At 70.3% G+C, this 13,572-nt stretch carries 14 protein-coding genes; 7 read left to right on the top strand and 7 right to left on the bottom strand.

The window, feature by feature from the left end; translation table 11 throughout:
• Positions 1-49: 49 nt before the first annotated feature.
• On the bottom strand, positions 50-1,279 hold the full coding sequence (locus JK363_RS27330; RefSeq protein ID WP_307821884.1) for a YncE family protein: 1,230 nt from the start codon (positions 1,277-1,279) through the stop codon (positions 50-52).
• Positions 1,280-1,535: 256 nt separating this feature from the next.
• Between JK363_RS27330 and JK363_RS27325 the strand changes: the two genes are divergently transcribed.
• Genes JK363_RS27325 through JK363_RS27315 form a run of 3 tightly spaced genes read left to right on the top strand, consistent with a single transcriptional unit; the run spans position 1,536 to position 5,721 of the window.
• Positions 1,536-2,282 (top strand): HAD family hydrolase, encoded by a 747-nt coding sequence (locus tag JK363_RS27325; protein WP_201878146.1) that lies wholly within the window; start codon positions 1,536-1,538, stop codon positions 2,280-2,282.
• Positions 2,279-4,624: a glycoside hydrolase family 65 protein gene (locus JK363_RS27320; RefSeq protein WP_201878144.1), complete on the top strand. Its 2,346-nt coding sequence runs from the start codon at positions 2,279-2,281 to the stop codon at positions 4,622-4,624. Before JK363_RS27325 ends, JK363_RS27320 begins: the two co-directional genes overlap by 4 nt.
• Before the next feature lie 20 nt (positions 4,625-4,644).
• Positions 4,645-5,721, top strand: a complete 1,077-nt coding sequence (locus JK363_RS27315; protein WP_201878142.1) for a PHP domain-containing protein — start codon at positions 4,645-4,647, stop codon at positions 5,719-5,721.
• A 12-nt stretch (positions 5,722-5,733) separates the two neighbouring features.
• On the opposite strand, the gene JK363_RS27310 is transcribed toward JK363_RS27315, so the two are convergent.
• On the bottom strand, positions 5,734-6,306 hold the full coding sequence (locus JK363_RS27310) for a YceI family protein (RefSeq protein WP_201878141.1): 573 nt from the start codon (positions 6,304-6,306) through the stop codon (positions 5,734-5,736).
• Positions 6,307-6,509: 203 nt separating this feature from the next.
• Here JK363_RS27310 and JK363_RS27305 point away from each other — a divergent pair, with 203 nt between their 5' ends.
• The 3 genes from JK363_RS27305 to JK363_RS27295 all read left to right on the top strand — a co-directional run bounded on the left by JK363_RS27305 (position 6,510) and on the right by JK363_RS27295 (position 8,536).
• Complete coding sequence (locus tag JK363_RS27305) at positions 6,510-7,079, top strand: hypothetical protein (protein WP_201878140.1); 570 nt, start codon at positions 6,510-6,512, stop codon at positions 7,077-7,079.
• 17 nt (positions 7,080-7,096) lie between these two features.
• The gene (locus JK363_RS27300) at positions 7,097-8,278 is read left to right on the top strand and encodes a hypothetical protein (protein WP_201878139.1); all 1,182 of its coding nucleotides are present in this window, start codon (positions 7,097-7,099) and stop codon (positions 8,276-8,278) included.
• Between the two features lie 69 nt (positions 8,279-8,347).
• Positions 8,348-8,536 carry a hypothetical protein gene (locus JK363_RS27295; RefSeq protein ID WP_201878134.1) on the top strand — a complete coding sequence of 63 codons (189 nt, stop codon included), beginning with the start codon at positions 8,348-8,350 and terminating at the stop codon, positions 8,534-8,536.
• A 9-nt stretch (positions 8,537-8,545) separates the two neighbouring features.
• Here JK363_RS27295 and JK363_RS27290 read toward each other — a convergent pair whose 3' ends face one another.
• Genes JK363_RS27290 through JK363_RS27275 form a run of 4 tightly spaced genes read right to left on the bottom strand, consistent with a single transcriptional unit; the run spans position 8,546 to position 11,534 of the window.
• Positions 8,546-9,019 carry a nuclear transport factor 2 family protein gene (locus tag JK363_RS27290; RefSeq protein ID WP_201878132.1) on the bottom strand — a complete coding sequence of 158 codons (474 nt, stop codon included), beginning with the start codon at positions 9,017-9,019 and terminating at the stop codon, positions 8,546-8,548.
• Between the two features lie 47 nt (positions 9,020-9,066).
• Positions 9,067-9,546, bottom strand: coding sequence for a macro domain-containing protein (locus JK363_RS27285; RefSeq protein ID WP_201878130.1), 480 nt, complete (start codon positions 9,544-9,546; stop codon positions 9,067-9,069).
• 42 nt (positions 9,547-9,588) lie between these two features.
• Positions 9,589-10,266 carry a response regulator gene (locus JK363_RS27280; RefSeq protein WP_201878129.1) on the bottom strand — a complete coding sequence of 226 codons (678 nt, stop codon included), beginning with the start codon at positions 10,264-10,266 and terminating at the stop codon, positions 9,589-9,591.
• Positions 10,263-11,534, bottom strand: coding sequence for a sensor histidine kinase (locus JK363_RS27275; protein ID WP_236076137.1), 1,272 nt, complete (start codon positions 11,532-11,534; stop codon positions 10,263-10,265). The genes JK363_RS27280 and JK363_RS27275 overlap by 4 nt, the downstream gene beginning before the upstream one ends.
• 171 nt (positions 11,535-11,705) lie before the next feature.
• Between JK363_RS27275 and JK363_RS27270 the strand changes: the two genes are divergently transcribed.
• Positions 11,706-12,599, top strand: a complete 894-nt coding sequence (locus JK363_RS27270; RefSeq protein ID WP_215911325.1) for a CPBP family intramembrane glutamic endopeptidase — start codon at positions 11,706-11,708, stop codon at positions 12,597-12,599.
• A gap of 72 nt (positions 12,600-12,671) precedes the next feature.
• Here the strand turns inward: JK363_RS27270 and JK363_RS27265 are convergent, their stop codons facing one another.
• Positions 12,672-13,490 (bottom strand): class I SAM-dependent methyltransferase, encoded by an 819-nt coding sequence (locus JK363_RS27265; protein ID WP_201878125.1) that lies wholly within the window; start codon positions 13,488-13,490, stop codon positions 12,672-12,674.
• Between the last annotated feature and the right edge of the window lie 82 nt (positions 13,491-13,572).

Below are 13,572 nucleotides of genomic sequence, written 5' to 3'. Positions count from 1 at the left end.
TGTCCATAAAGCGGGTGCAACGGCGTCGGGCAGCGGGGGAGCGTCGGGCTCAGCGGAAGATTCCGGTGTGGCCGAGGGAGTAGCGTCCGGGCTGCGGATAGACCGCCAGCCCGTGCGGCCCGCCGCCGACCGGGATCCGGGCGCGCAGCTTTCCGGTGCGGGTGTCGATGGCGTACACCTCGGAGTTGTAACGGCCGGACAGCCACAGCACTTTGCCGTCGGCGGACAGCCCGCCCATGTCGGGGCTGCCGCCACCGGGCAGCCGCCACCGGTCGACCAGCTTGCCGGTGGCGAAGGAGAGCACCGAGACGCTGCCCTCGCCCCGGTTGGAGATGTACATCGTGCGTGAGTCGCGGCTGACGTAGAGACCGTGGGTGCCCTTGCCGGTGGGCAGCAGCCGCGGACGGCTGAAGGTGTCGCCGTTGAGCACCCACACCCCGTTCGCCACCATGTCGGCCACGTACCACTTCCGGCCGTCCGGTGAGATCTTGACGTCCTGTGGCATGGCGCCCGTGATCGGCAGTCGCTGCTGCCCGATCACCTTCATCCGCGCGGTGTCCACCTTCAGCAGTTCGCCGGAGAACTCGCACGAGACGATGAAGTAGCGGCCGTCGGGGGAGAAGTCCGCGTGATTGACGCCGTAGCAGCTCACCGGCAGCGCCTTCACCACACGCATGGTGTGCGCGTCCCGGAAGACAAGCTGCCGGTCCTTGGAGGCCATCACCACGGCGTGTTTGCCGTCGGGGGTGAAGTAGAGGTTGTACGGGTCGTGGACGTCCACCGTCCGCCCGGCGCGGCCGGTGGCCGGGTCGATCGGGGTGAGGGTGTTGCCCAGGTCGTTGTTGACCCACAGCGTCTTCAGATCCCAGGAGGGGACCACGTGCTGTGGCTGGTGGCCGACCGGGATCGTGCGGATCACCTTGAGGGTCTTCGGGTCGATGACGCTCACCGTGTCCGACAGGGTGTTGGGCACATACACCCGCGACGGGAAGCGCTTGACCGCCTTGGCCAGCTTGCCCGGCCGGTCTGCGGCGTACAGATCGTGGGGATCCAGCGGTGGGGGCATGCCCGGCAGCAACTTGGCGCGGGCGGCCTTCTTCGCCGCGGCCGAGGGGTGGACCCCATGGCCGGCCCGTGATGTCGCCCGGTCCCGCTCATGGCCGTGATCGCTGGAGGAGGCGCAGGCCGGGACCGCGGCACAGCACAGCAGCAGGGCCGTGGCGGCCCGGACCGCAGCGCGGCGGCGCGCGGGGGAGCGGTGGGTCGGGCCACTGGCCACGGTTTCCTCCAGCGGTGAACTCCAGTGGTGAAACTCCGGCGGTGAAGGGGACTGCGGCCGCTGCCCGGACCACGGTGGGCCGTGGCCCAAGATTGTCACCCGCACCCCCCACCGGCACCCGCCGACGTCCAAGCAGGTGAGGCGCGTACCGCCGGTGGCCGAAACCTGTCCCCGGGCCGACGGGCGTATCGGCGCCCCGCCCGCGTATTCCCGTGCGCATCCGCATATTCCGGCGCGCGCGGGGGATTCGGGGGCCATGACCATGCCCTGCCTCCCGACGGTTATCCGGGCCTGTCTGTTCGATCTCGACGGGGTCCTGACCCGGACCGCCGTGGTGCACGCGGCGGCGTGGAAGCAGACGTTCGACGCATTCCTCGAGCGCCACGACGGCCCCTCCTTCCGTCCCTTCGACCGGGTCGCCGACTACGACGCGTACGTGGACGGCCGCCCGCGGGCCGACGGTGTCCGCACCTTCCTGGCCTCCCGGGGTATCGAGCTCCCCGAGGGCGCGGCGGACGACCCGCCCGACAAGGACACCGTGCACGGTCTCGGCAACCGCAAGAACGCCCTGGTCCTGGCCAAGATCCGGGAGGAGGGCGTCGAGGCGTACCCCGGATCGGTGCGCTTCTGCGAGGTGGCGCGCGCCGCGGGGCTGCGGACCGCGGTCGTCTCCTCCAGCGCCAACTGCCGTGATGTGCTCATCGCCGCCGGTATCGAGCACCTCTTCGAGGTGCGGATCGACGGTGTGGTCGCCGCCGAGCGCAAGCTGCCGGGCAAGCCCCACCCGGACACCTTCCTCGAGGCCGCGCGCGAGCTGGACACCGCCCCGGACGCGGCCGCCGTCTTCGAGGACGCCCTCGCGGGCATGGATGCCGGGCGCGCGGGCCATTTCGGCCATGTGGTGGGCGTGGACCGGGTCGGCCAGGCCGACGCACTGCGCCGCCACGGCGCCGACGTCGTGGTCCGGGATCTCGCCGAACTGCTGGAGGAGGACGCCTCGTGATCACCGACTCCTCGTACGCCGTCGACCCCTGGCTGATGCGGGAGACCGAGCTCCACCTGGATGTGCTGCCCCAGAGCGAATCGGTCTTCGCGCTCTCCAACGGCCATGTCGGCTGGCGCGCCAATCTGGACGAGGGCGAGCCCCACGGTCTGCCCGGCTCCTACCTCAACGGGGTGTACGAGCGGCGCCCGCTGCCGTACGCCGAGGCCGGATACGGCTACCCCGAGGCCGGTCAGACCATGATCAACGTCACCAATGGCAAGATCATCCGGCTGCTGGTGGATGACGAGCCCTTCGATCTGCGCTACGGACGGCTGCGCTCCCACGAGCGCGTCCTCGATCTGCGCGGCGGTGTCCTGCACCGCAGTTGTGAGTGGACCTCCCCCTCGGGCACCAGCGTCCGGGTGCGCTCCACCCGGCTGGTCTCCCTCACCCAGCGGGCCATCGCCGCCATCGCCTATGAGGTGGAGGCGCTCGACGCCACAATCCGCGTGGTCGTCCAGTCCGAGCTGGTCGCCAATGAACAGCTGCCCAGCCTCGCGGGAGACCCCCGCGTCGCTCAGGCCCTGGAGTCCCCCCTGCTGCCCGAGGAGAACGACGCCAGCGGCAACCGGCTGCGGCTGATCCACTGCACCGACGCCAGCCGGCTGCGGGTCGCGGCAGCCGCCGACCACCTGATCACCGGACCGCCGCCCACCCGCCACTCCAGCGAGAGCAGCGACGATGTCGCCCGGCTGACCGTGACCTCCGTCCTCGAACCGGGACAGATCCTGCGGCTGGAGAAACTGGTCGCCTACGGCTGGTCCAGCGTCCGCTCCCTGCCCGCCGTACGCGACCAGGTCGAAGCCGCATTGGCCGGGGCCACCAGCACTGGCTGGCGCGGTCTGGTCCATCAGCAGCGCGCCTGGCTGGAGGACTTCTGGGACCGCGCCGATGTGGAGGTCGAGGGCGATGCCGAGATCCAGCAGGCGGTCCGCTTCGCTCTCTTCCACGTACTCCAGGCGGGCGCCCGCGCGGAGGAACGCGCCATCCCCGCCAAGGGCCTCACCGGCTCCGGCTATGACGGACACTCCTTCTGGGACACCGACACCTTCGTCCTGCCCCTGCTCACCTACACCTTTCCCGAGTCCGTGGCCGAGGCGCTGCGCTGGCGCCAGTCCACCCTGACCGCAGCCCGCGACCGGGCCCGTCAACTCGGCCACGAGGGCGCCGCGTTCCCCTGGCGCACCATCGAAGGGTCCGAATGCTCCGCCTACTGGCCCGCGGGTACGGCGGCCTTCCATGTCAACGCCGATGTCGCGGACGCCGTGGTGCGCTATGTCGCCGCCACCGGCGACGAGGAGTTCGAACGCGAGACCGCCGTGGAGCTGCTGGTGGAGACCGCCCGGCTGTGGCGCTCCCTGGGCCATCACGACCACCACGGCCGCTTCCACATCGACGGGGTGACCGGCCCCGACGAGTACAGTGCCCTCGGCGACGACAACGTCTACACCAACCTCATGGCCCAGTCGAACCTGCGGGCGGCGGCGGATGTGGTGGAGCGCCACCCGGCCAAGGGCGCGGCGCTGGGCGTCGACGACGAGGAGGCCGCCGCCTGGCGGGACGCCGCGGAATCCATGACCATCCCCTACAACAAGTCCCTCGATGTCCACGAGCAGCACACCGGCTTCACCGGCCATCAGGAGTGGGACTTCCAGAACACCCGCCCCGACGACTACCCGTTGATGCTCCACTTCCCCTACTTCGAGCTGTACCGCAGACAGGTGATCAAACAGGCCGATCTGGTGCTGGCGATGTATCTGCGCGGTGAGTGTTTCACCGAGGATCAGAAGGCCCGCAACTTCGCCTACTACGAGCCGCTGACCGTCCGCGACTCCTCCCTGTCCGCCTGCTGCCAGGCCGTCATCGCCGCCGAGGTCGGCCATCTGCGGCTGGCCTACGACTACTTGGGCGAGGCGGCGCTGATGGATCTGAAGGACCTGGAGCACAACACCCGCGACGGTCTGCACATCGCCTCACTCGCGGGCACCTGGATCGCCCTGGTCGCCGGGTTCGGCGGAATGCGCCACTTCGCGGACAGCCTGGAGTTCGCGCCCAAACTGCCGGAGAAGCTGGCCCGCCTCGCCTTCACCGTGCAGGTGCTGCGCCGGCGGCTGAGAGTGGAGATCACCAACACCTCCGTCATCTACTCCCTGATCGAGGGCGCCCCGATGGAAATCCGGCACTACGGCCGGGCGATCACCGTCTCCGACAAGGCGCCCAAGACCTGTGAGATCCCCGATCAGACCGCCCGCCCCGAACCGCGCCAGCCCCCTGGCCGCCGGCCCGACCGCCGGGCCTGAGACGAAGGGGCGTGCGTGCGATGGATCCGCTGACCGCCTTGGACCGGATCGCCTTCCTCCTGGAGCGCGCCCAGGCGCCGACGTATCGCGTACGCGCCTTCCGGACCGCCGAAGCCATCCTGGCCGAGCTGCCCGAGGAGGAGGTACGGCGGCGGGCCCAGGCGGGCACGCTCACCTCGCTCAAGGGGATCGGCCCCAAGACCTCGCAGGTGGTGCGGGAAGCGCTGCGCGGCGAGGTGCCGGACTACCTGGCCACGCTCGAAGCCGAGGCCGCCGAGGCCGCCCAGAAACCCGATCCCGCGGCGGCAGCGCTGCGTGCGGCGCTGCGCGGTGACTGCCATCTGCACTCCGACTGGTCCGACGGCGGCTCACCGATCGAGCTGATGGCGCGTACGGCCGCACGGCTGGGACACGACTGGGCGGTGCTCACCGACCACTCGCCACGGCTCACCGTGGCAGGCGGTCTGTCGGCGGAGCGGCTGCGCGCCCAGCTCGACGTGGTGGACGCACTGCGTGCGACCCTCGACCCGTTCCGGCTGCTCACCGGTATCGAGGTCGACATCCTCCCGGACGGATCCCTCGACCAGGAGCCGGAGCTGCTGGACCGGCTGGACGTGGTCGTCGCCTCGGTCCACTCCAAGCTGCGGATGGACGCCCGCTCCATGACCCGCAGGATGGTGGCCGCGGTCCGCGATCCGCATGTCGATGTGCTGGGCCACTGCACCGGGCGGCTGCTCGGCGGCAAACGCCCGGAGTCCGCGTTCGACCCGGCCGAGGTCTTCGGTGCCTGCGTGGAGTCGGGCACCGCCGTGGAGATCAACTGCCGTCCTGAGCGGCTGGATCCGCCGCGTCGGCTGCTCCGGGAGGCCGTCGCGGCGGGGACGTTCTTCTCCATCGACACCGACGCCCACGCGCCCGGCCAGCTCGACTGGCAGATCAACGGATGCACGCGGGCGGCGGAGTGCGAGGTGCCGCAGGAGCGGATCATCACGACCTGGACCGAGCGGCAGCTGCTGGAGTGGACGCGTACCCGCAAGGCCCCGGGCCGCCCGGCCCGGCGCGGTAGCGCCTCCCGCCGTACGGCCGACGGAAACTGACCGCCCGGAACCTCAGGACCGCGGGCCCGCGGGGTCGAGCACCGCCTCGATGTCGATGGTGAGGTCCACCATGTCGCTCACCACCACACCGCCCCGGTCCACCGTGTCGTTCCAGGACACCCCGAAGTCCTGCCGATTGACCCGGGCCGTGGCGAGGAAGCCCGCGCGCCGCCGCGGCCCGAGGTTCTTGTCCCCCTCCCACCAGGGTGTGTCCCACTGCCCCAGATAGTTCACCCGCAGGAGCACGGGGCGGGTGACACCGCGCACCGTGAGCTCCCCGTCGACATCGAACTCGGTCCCGCTCAGCTGCGTGACACTGGTTCCGGAGTAGGTCCACGTCGGATGGTTCTCGACATCGAAGAAGTCCGCGCTGCGCAGATGGGCGTCCCGCTGCGGCTGGCCCGTGTACACCTGGGTGGCGTCGATCGTCGCCTCCACCCGGGCGCTCTCCGGGTGCTCCGGATCCACCTCCAGAAACCCCTCGATGTTCTTGAACTGCCCGCGCACGAACGTGACCATCATGTGCCGGGCCTTGAACTCTGCGCCCGTGTGACCGGGCTCGAAGAACCACCTGGTGACTGCCATAACCGCTTCCTGACGTGTGATCCGCTCTGGGCCGCCCCGGAACGATCATGCGCCAGAGGGTAGGGGGCGACCTCGGGGGCCATACACGAAATGCGCGGTGAGTTCACCTATTTGCCGTAAGTCATCACATCGTCTCCTTCGATCGGGCTACCGTCATTCCGTCGCGCACGCCCGTCCGTGGCGTGGCGCATCGGGGGGAATCCATGACGGACATGACAGGGCTCAGCGACACCACGATCAAGCGGATCCTCACGATGGTCGACGCGTCCGCGCTCGCCGTCGCCGAGGAGGAGCACGAGGAGCTCTTCGAGGAGTTCGCGGAGGAGTTGCGCGCGGGCCGGCGGGTGCCGGGCGCGGGGGAGTTCTTCGACGACACCAGTGGGGCACCGGCCGTCGACACCCATGTGTATCTCACCATCGGGCTGTCCGTGCTCGGCCAGATCGCCTTCAAGGTGCTCTCGACGGCGACCGACATGGCCATCGAGCGCGGGCTGCGGGACGCCGTCGGCTACCTCACACGGTGTCTGCGCGGTGGTGACGGCGGGGAGGGCGACGACGGCGGGGAGGACGGCACCGTGGCGATCGCCCAGCGGGTGACGGTGGAGCTGAGGCTGCCCCCGGAGGTCGACCCGGAGACGGTACGGACCGTCGTACGCATCCAGGCGGAAGCCCTCGTCCGCTCCGCGGGAGAACCCGCGGGCGAGCCCGCATCCGCATCCGCATCCGCATCCGAACCCGGATCCGGGCCTGGCGGCGGGGACGACGCCGGGTAACGCCCACCGTGACCACCGTGTCCCCGGTCCGCCGGCTGCGCCGCGCCGAGCGGATGTGCTGGCTGATCCTGCTCGGCCCGGTGTGCGCGGCGCCCGTCACCACCGGCAGTGTGATGGTCACCGGGGATGACCCGCTGAGCGTGCCCGCCGCGATCGGCGGGACGGCACTGCTCGCCGTGGTGGTCCTCGGCGCGCTCTTCCTCCTCCCACTGATCAACGAGTGGCGTTCCGACTCGCTCAGTGGCCGTGAGGCGGACGAGGAACTCACCCAGATCAATTGGACGGAGAAGGGCTGGAAACGCATCCGGGACACCTTCCACGCGGCCGGGCTGGACACCGCGGAACTCCACGCGGTCTCCACCTGGGCCCCGCTGCCGGGGCTCATGGTGCTGCATGTCCCGCAGCCCTCACCGGGCTTCCTCGGCCGGATGGAGGACTGGGGGACCCGGCTCCAGCGCCGCAAGTCCGTGTGGGCCGTGAGCGCCGCCTGCGGACTCGCCTTCGCGCTGCTGAGTGACCGGATGACGCTGCCGGTCGACGACGACGAGCTCCTCGTCCCCCTGACGGTGGCGGTCGTGGCCATCGCCGCCGTGGCGGGAGTCTTCCTTTACCACGCCTTCTCCCTCAACGTCCGCAAACCCACGGTCCACGTCACCATTCCGCAGGGCTGGCGCACCCTGCTGCGGAGCCCGGTCGGAACGGTGCTGCTCCGCCACGAGATCTCCCATCTGCGCCACCGCGATCCGATGCGACGCCGCTATCTGCGCCATGTACCGGCGGTGGGAAAGCTGGCCGTGTGCTTCGACTCCGTGGCCGCCCTCGGCGTCACACCGGTGGAGACCTCCGGCCAGACCATCGTCTCCATGACGGCCTGTGCCCTCGCCCTCACCGGCGGGCTCTACGCCAACAGCCGCGCTCGCCGACTGATGGTGACGCTGATGGAGATGCGGGCCGACGCCGAGGCGGCAGCCCACGACACCGAGTCGGCGGACCGGCTCGCCGCGTTCCTGGCCCGTCAGCAGGACAAGAACCCCACCCCGCAGAAGGCCGCCCGGCTGCACGCCCTCACCCACCGGTGGACCGTCGGGTATCCCGCCCCGTACACCCGGGCCGTCGCCGCCGTTTGTGTGTTCGCGGTCGCCACCTGCGTCCCGGCGATCGGGTTGTGGACCGGCGTCCTGCATGGAGTGTCGTCGTGAGCGGCGGCCGGGGTACCGTTCGGAAGGGTGTGGGGTGCACGGTGAAAGCTGCGAAAGGGGACGCGGAGGATGACCGGTACGGCGGAGCCGGGTGGCGGCCCACAGGAGGAGCCGGAGAGTCACCGGGCGCCCGCGGAGCCCGAGGGCGGCGAGCCCGCCTGCTGGCTGGACCGCGTCTGCGCCGTATGCGGCGCCATCCAGGACACCGTCCCCTTCGACCGCTGCGCACGCTGCGGAGCGGTCGCTGAGAAGGACTGATCCCGTCGGCTACTGGCCCTCCGCGTCCCCCAGCCGCCCGGTCGGCCCGCCGAAGGCCAGGTGCGTGGTCCGGGAGGCGAGCAGCCAACGCCCCTCCACCTTGCGGAACGTGTCCTCGTAGTGCCCCACATTCGAGGGCAGCCGGGTGGGGACGATGCCTTCCGCGTAACCGTCGACCCGGTACGTCGCGAAGTAGGACGTGGCGGTGGCGGCGGTCGCGGACTCCACCGTGACCGCGATGTTCGAGGTCAGGCGGCGCGAGAGCCGGTCCGCCGGGCGGGAGCCGAAGTGCGTCCCGAGCGCCTCACGCCCCTCCACCCGGCGGTTTCCGGCGGGCCACTCCCACACCCCGTCCACGGTGAACAACTCGGCCACCGAACTCGGATCCCCCAGATCGAGCCGGTGGAGGAAATCTATGATCAGGCGCTCACAGGCCCGTTCGGCGAGCAGCCGGTCGATCGGGCCGAGTTCTCCAAAGTCCATGATCTCTTCCTACCAGGGTCGTGAAAGGGCTTTGCGCTCCTGCCGCTTCAGCTCTCGTGGTCGTACACCGTCACCGGAACACCCCGGGCCACCACATGCCGCGCTATCAGCGGCTCGACACGCGACCAGCGGCCACCCGCCAACCCGCAGCCGATGCGGGGCATATGGACCGAAGCACCCTCCTCGGCGGTCCTGGCCGCCACCGTGGCCAGGGCGGTTCCTATCGCCTCGTAGCGCACCGGAACCCCCTTGCTGCCAGGGCGCATTCCCCGCTGACCGATCATGTTCGCCACGGTCAGATACGGGCTCACCCGCACCAACTGCACCGCGCCCAGGCCGAAGTCATTGCCCGCGCGCTCCCGGTGCCAGCGCCGGTACGCCGCCTCCGGCTCCGGCCAGCGGCGCGAGACCGCCAGCACAAAGCCCTTGCCCCAACCGCCCAGGTCGTTGCAGACATGAGCGATGATCTTCTGTCCCTTGCCGCGCGGTGAGGTGGCATCCCCGCGGACGTACACGATGTCCCCCATGGCTCCACCGTACGGTCCGCCACTGACACACCCCAACGGAATTCAGTGCGGTGCCAGCCCCGCCTGGAAGGCCACGATCACTGCCTGGGTCCGGTTATCGGCACCCAACTTGGCCAGCACATTGCCCACATGCGTCTTCACCGTCTCCAGGCTCACCGTCAGGCCGTCGGCGATCTGCTGATTGGACAGCCCCTGTGCCATCAGTTGGAGGATCTCCGTCTCCCGGCGGGTGAGCGCGGCCGCTCGCGCCGCCGCCTCCGGCCGTACCGGGCGACCGGTGGCCAGACGGCGTACCGCGTCGGGGAAGAGCATCGAGTCGCCGGTGGCCACCAGCCGGATGGCATGGGCGATCTGCTGGGACGGAGCCCGCTTGCGGATGAAACCGTCGGCGCCCGCCTCCAGCGCGTCGTAGACGTACTCGTCGTTCTCGAAGGTGGTGATCACGATGACCTTCGGCGGCTCGGACAGCGTGGTCCGCAACTGCCGGGTCGCCTCGATCCCGTTGAGCGTGGGCATCCGCACATCCATCAGGATCACGTCGGGGCGCAACGCCATCACCAGTGGCAGCACTTCGGAGCCGTCCGCGGCCTCGCCGACCACCGTGAGATCGGGCTTGGTGGACAGCAGGGTCCGCAGCCCGGTGCGGGTGAGTTCCTCGTCATCGACAACCAGCACACTCACCGTGCCGTCCGCCGGATTCGACGCATCCGTCGCGCTCATCGCCCCGTCCCCAGCGGCAGCCGCGCCATGAGTCGCCACCCCGCCGCGTCGGCCGCCCCGTCGTGGGACATGTCGTGCGCGGGGCCCGCGGCGACCTCGCCGCGCAGCAGCCGCACCCGTTCGGCGATCCCGTTCAGCCCCTGACCGGAGCGTCCGGCCCCGCGGGCCGCCGGGCCATCGTCTCCATGGCGGACCAGATTGACAAGCTCCACCTCCAGCCGCCCGCCGCGCACCTCGACCCGCAGCCGGATCCCCGTCTTCTCGCCGTACCGCAGCGCGTTGGTCAGCCCCTCCTGCGCGATGCGGTACGCCTCCCGGGACACGGCGGCCGGGAGCCGCCCCAGATCCCCGCCGCGCTCCATCCGCAGCTCGGCGCCCGCCTGCCGTACCGACTCCACGAGCGCGTCGAGATCGGCGAGGGTGCGCTGCGGCGCCTTCGGGGCCTGCTCGTCGCGGAGTGCGCCCAGCACATGGTCCAGGTCGTCCATCGCCGCGCGCGACGTCTCCTCGATGCTGGTGAGCGCCCGCCGCGCGGCGGCTGGATCACGTTCCAGCAGTTCCCCGGCCACCGCGGCCTGGATGGTCGACGCGGTGAGCGTGTGCCCGATGGAGTCGTGCAACTCCTGGGCCAGCCGATTGCGTTCGGTCAGCACATTCATCCGCTCCTCGGCCGCTGCCAGCCGCTCGGCGGGCCGGTGGTCGAGGAAGACCGGGGCCAGCAGCCGCAGTGCGGCCGTACCGACCGCCGTGGTGTATCCCGCGAGCAGCAGGCACACCACCGAGCCCAGTGGTGTCCACAGCCCCTCGCCGCCCGCCGGTACGGTGACCTGCCCCCCGAAGACGGCGATCTCGCCGCCACCGCCCCACCACACCGCGGGAAGCGCCACGGCGCCGAAGACGAGCAGCCCCGTCACGGTGATCACCGCCACGCCCACCGCCATATGCGGCACCAGCCACGCCGCCGTACGCAGCCGGTTGGCCCACCGGGACCGCGGTGATTCGGCGGCCGGGTGCGGAAGTCCGGTACCCAGCAGCCCGTTGGCCAGCCGTACACAGCCGCGGCGTGCGGCGCGCGGCGTGCCCAGGGCGGTGACCATGACCACCAGCGCGAGGGTGAAGCCCGCGATACGTGCCGTAAGCGGCCACCGGGGCGGAGCGGACAGGGCGGCGGCCGTCAGTGGCGGCGCGCTCAAGGCCGCCCCGAGCAGTGCATGGGCCCAGCCCCGGTAGGTCGCCGTGGTGAACAGCGGACGGATCAAGGTGTGCATGGACCGCACAGTAGCCGCCGGGAGTTGGGGCCGCCTCCCTCCGAAGAGCCAGCTCATATCGCTGTTTCGAGCGGCATGGAGTTCGCTCCGGGAGGCGATGTGCCCGGTTGCCGCGCCATGACACCTTCACCGCTGTCAACCCGTCGCGGAGTACGAAGGGCGAACACATCGATGTCATCGACCACCACCGGGCAGACCACCCCCTCGCCACCGGCCCCAACGGTGTCACCGACCCGAGGGTGGGTGGTATTCCTCGTCCTGTCCTTCGCGGGTACCTGGCTGTGGCTCCTGATCGGGCACACCCTCCTCGGCCTCTCGGCGCTCAACCTGCTGCTGCAACTCCCGGGCTTCTGCATACCGGGTCTCGCGGCGGTCATCGTCCGGCGCTGGGTCACCCGGGAGGGATTCGCCGACGCGGGCCTCGCGCTCCGTCTCCGGTCCGCCTGGGCCTACTACCTCGTCGCGTGGCTCGGCCCGTTGGCTCTCGCAGCGGTGACCATGGGATGCGCGGTCGTCCTCGGCCTGTGGCATCCGGATCTGTCGTCCCTGGACGAGCTGTCGCCGGGGATGCCGGGATGGGTGGCGGTGATCGCCCTGATGCTGGTCCTTCCCCTGCTCACTCCGGTGTACTGGGGTGAGGAATTCGGCTGGACGAGCTATCTGAGGCCGCGGCTGTTCGGCGGCCGCCTGCTGCCGTCCATCGTCGCCACGGGACTGATCTGGGCGTGCTGGCACTTTCCGCTGGCCTTCATCGGCTACGTCGACTTCTCGAACGTGGTTCTCGGCCTGGCGGTGTGGACCGTCTGCTTCCTGTGCCAGGAAGTCGTCCTCGCCTGGCTGTATCTGCGCAGTGGCACGGTGTGGGTGGCAAGCCTGGCCCATGCGGGAAACAACATGGTCCTCTTCCTGCTCACCGGCCAGTTGCTCACCGCCGACGACGGCCACGGCCCTGCCCACGGCGCCATGGTCACCACGCTGCTTCCCACGATTCCGGTGGCCGTGCTCGCCCTGTGGGCCGGATACCGGTTGCGCGTCCGACCGCCCCAGGACGTCCGGACACGGTGAGGTCTGGCCACTCCGGCGCCGGGTGCCCCGGCGCCGGACCGGGACGCGGCCAGAGCCCGTCTTCCAAGAGGTCTAGAAGCGGTAGCGCAGAATGCGGCCCACATCCCGGAAACCGGGCAGATGGGCCATCACCTTCATGCTCATCCGCCCCGTCGAAGGCATCTTCTCCAGCCCCGGCATATCCACGCTGCGCACCGCGTCCAAGCAGCTCAGTCCGTCGTGCCAGCCCTCGAGCTCATAGGGGTCGTCCAGCCCCCAGTGGAGCGTGGCCCCCGCGTTGCGCACCGCCGGAACACACTTCTGGAGCTTGATGCCCAGCGAGCCGTAGCAGTCGAACAGCAGCTGTCCGCTGGGGAAGCGGCCGGTGATCCGCTGGATCAGCCGCTTGCCCTCGTCCTTGGTCAGATACATCGTCAGGCCCTCGAAGACCGCCACCGTCGGCCGGTCGTCGGGCACTTCACTCAGCCACGCCTCGTCGGTCACCGAGGAGGCGACCATCTCGTAGTCGCCCGACGGCTCCGGGAGCAGCCGTCGGCGCAGTTCGACGACGTCCGGGAAGTCGACGTCGATCCAGTGCACCGATGACGGCGGATCGAGCCGCTGTACCCGGGTGTCCAGTCCGCAGGCCAGATGCAGCACGGTGGCCTTCTGGTGCTCCGCCAGAAACGCGGTGGTCCAGTCGTCGAGCTGTTTGGCTCGCAGCGCCACGCCCACCGCCGTCGTGGCTGTCATCCCCGTTTTGCCGAAGTCGTACGCGATGCGCTCCACCGCCGCCTGGGCGGCGGTGTCGCCCAGGACGGTGTCCGGTGAGCGGCTGTCCACCGCCCTGGCGTAGAGCGTGGCGAGCATGGTCTCCTGAGTGCCGCTGAGAGTGATCTTTTCCTGGTCCATGGTTCCTCGGTCGATGTGGGGGTGCCGGGGCCCCTGAGTGAGGTCGGGCACGGAGTGTTCGTGTCCGTGTGCGTACAGTCCC

Origin of the sequence: Streptomyces coffeae (assembly GCF_016741875.1) — a bacterium.
GTDB lineage: Bacteria > Actinomycetota > Actinomycetes > Streptomycetales > Streptomycetaceae > Streptomyces > Streptomyces coffeae.
The sequence above is the reverse complement of the archived record's forward strand: the minus strand, read 5'-3'. Positions and strand labels throughout refer to the sequence as shown.

Excerpts from the sequence above, each read along its gene's own strand:
- JK363_RS27265 (WP_201878125.1), bottom strand. The coding sequence starts at position 13,490 with ATGGACCAGGAAAAGATCACTCTCAGCGGCACTCAGGAGACCATGCTC.
- JK363_RS27315 (WP_201878142.1), top strand. The coding sequence starts at position 4,645 with ATGGATCCGCTGACCGCCTTGGACCGGATCGCCTTCCTCCTGGAGCGC.
- JK363_RS27310 (WP_201878141.1), bottom strand. The coding sequence starts at position 6,306 with ATGGCAGTCACCAGGTGGTTCTTCGAGCCCGGTCACACGGGCGCAGAG.
- JK363_RS27305 (WP_201878140.1), top strand. The coding sequence starts at position 6,510 with ATGACGGACATGACAGGGCTCAGCGACACCACGATCAAGCGGATCCTC.
- JK363_RS27325 (WP_201878146.1), top strand. The coding sequence starts at position 1,536 with ATGACCATGCCCTGCCTCCCGACGGTTATCCGGGCCTGTCTGTTCGAT.
- JK363_RS27280 (WP_201878129.1), bottom strand. The coding sequence starts at position 10,266 with ATGAGCGCGACGGATGCGTCGAATCCGGCGGACGGCACGGTGAGTGTG.
- JK363_RS27275 (WP_236076137.1), bottom strand. The coding sequence starts at position 11,534 with ATGCACACCTTGATCCGTCCGCTGTTCACCACGGCGACCTACCGGGGC.
- JK363_RS27290 (WP_201878132.1), bottom strand. The coding sequence starts at position 9,019 with ATGGACTTTGGAGAACTCGGCCCGATCGACCGGCTGCTCGCCGAACGG.
- JK363_RS27285 (WP_201878130.1), bottom strand. The coding sequence starts at position 9,546 with ATGGGGGACATCGTGTACGTCCGCGGGGATGCCACCTCACCGCGCGGC.
- JK363_RS27295 (WP_201878134.1), top strand. The coding sequence starts at position 8,348 with ATGACCGGTACGGCGGAGCCGGGTGGCGGCCCACAGGAGGAGCCGGAG.
- JK363_RS27270 (WP_215911325.1), top strand. The coding sequence starts at position 11,706 with ATGTCATCGACCACCACCGGGCAGACCACCCCCTCGCCACCGGCCCCA.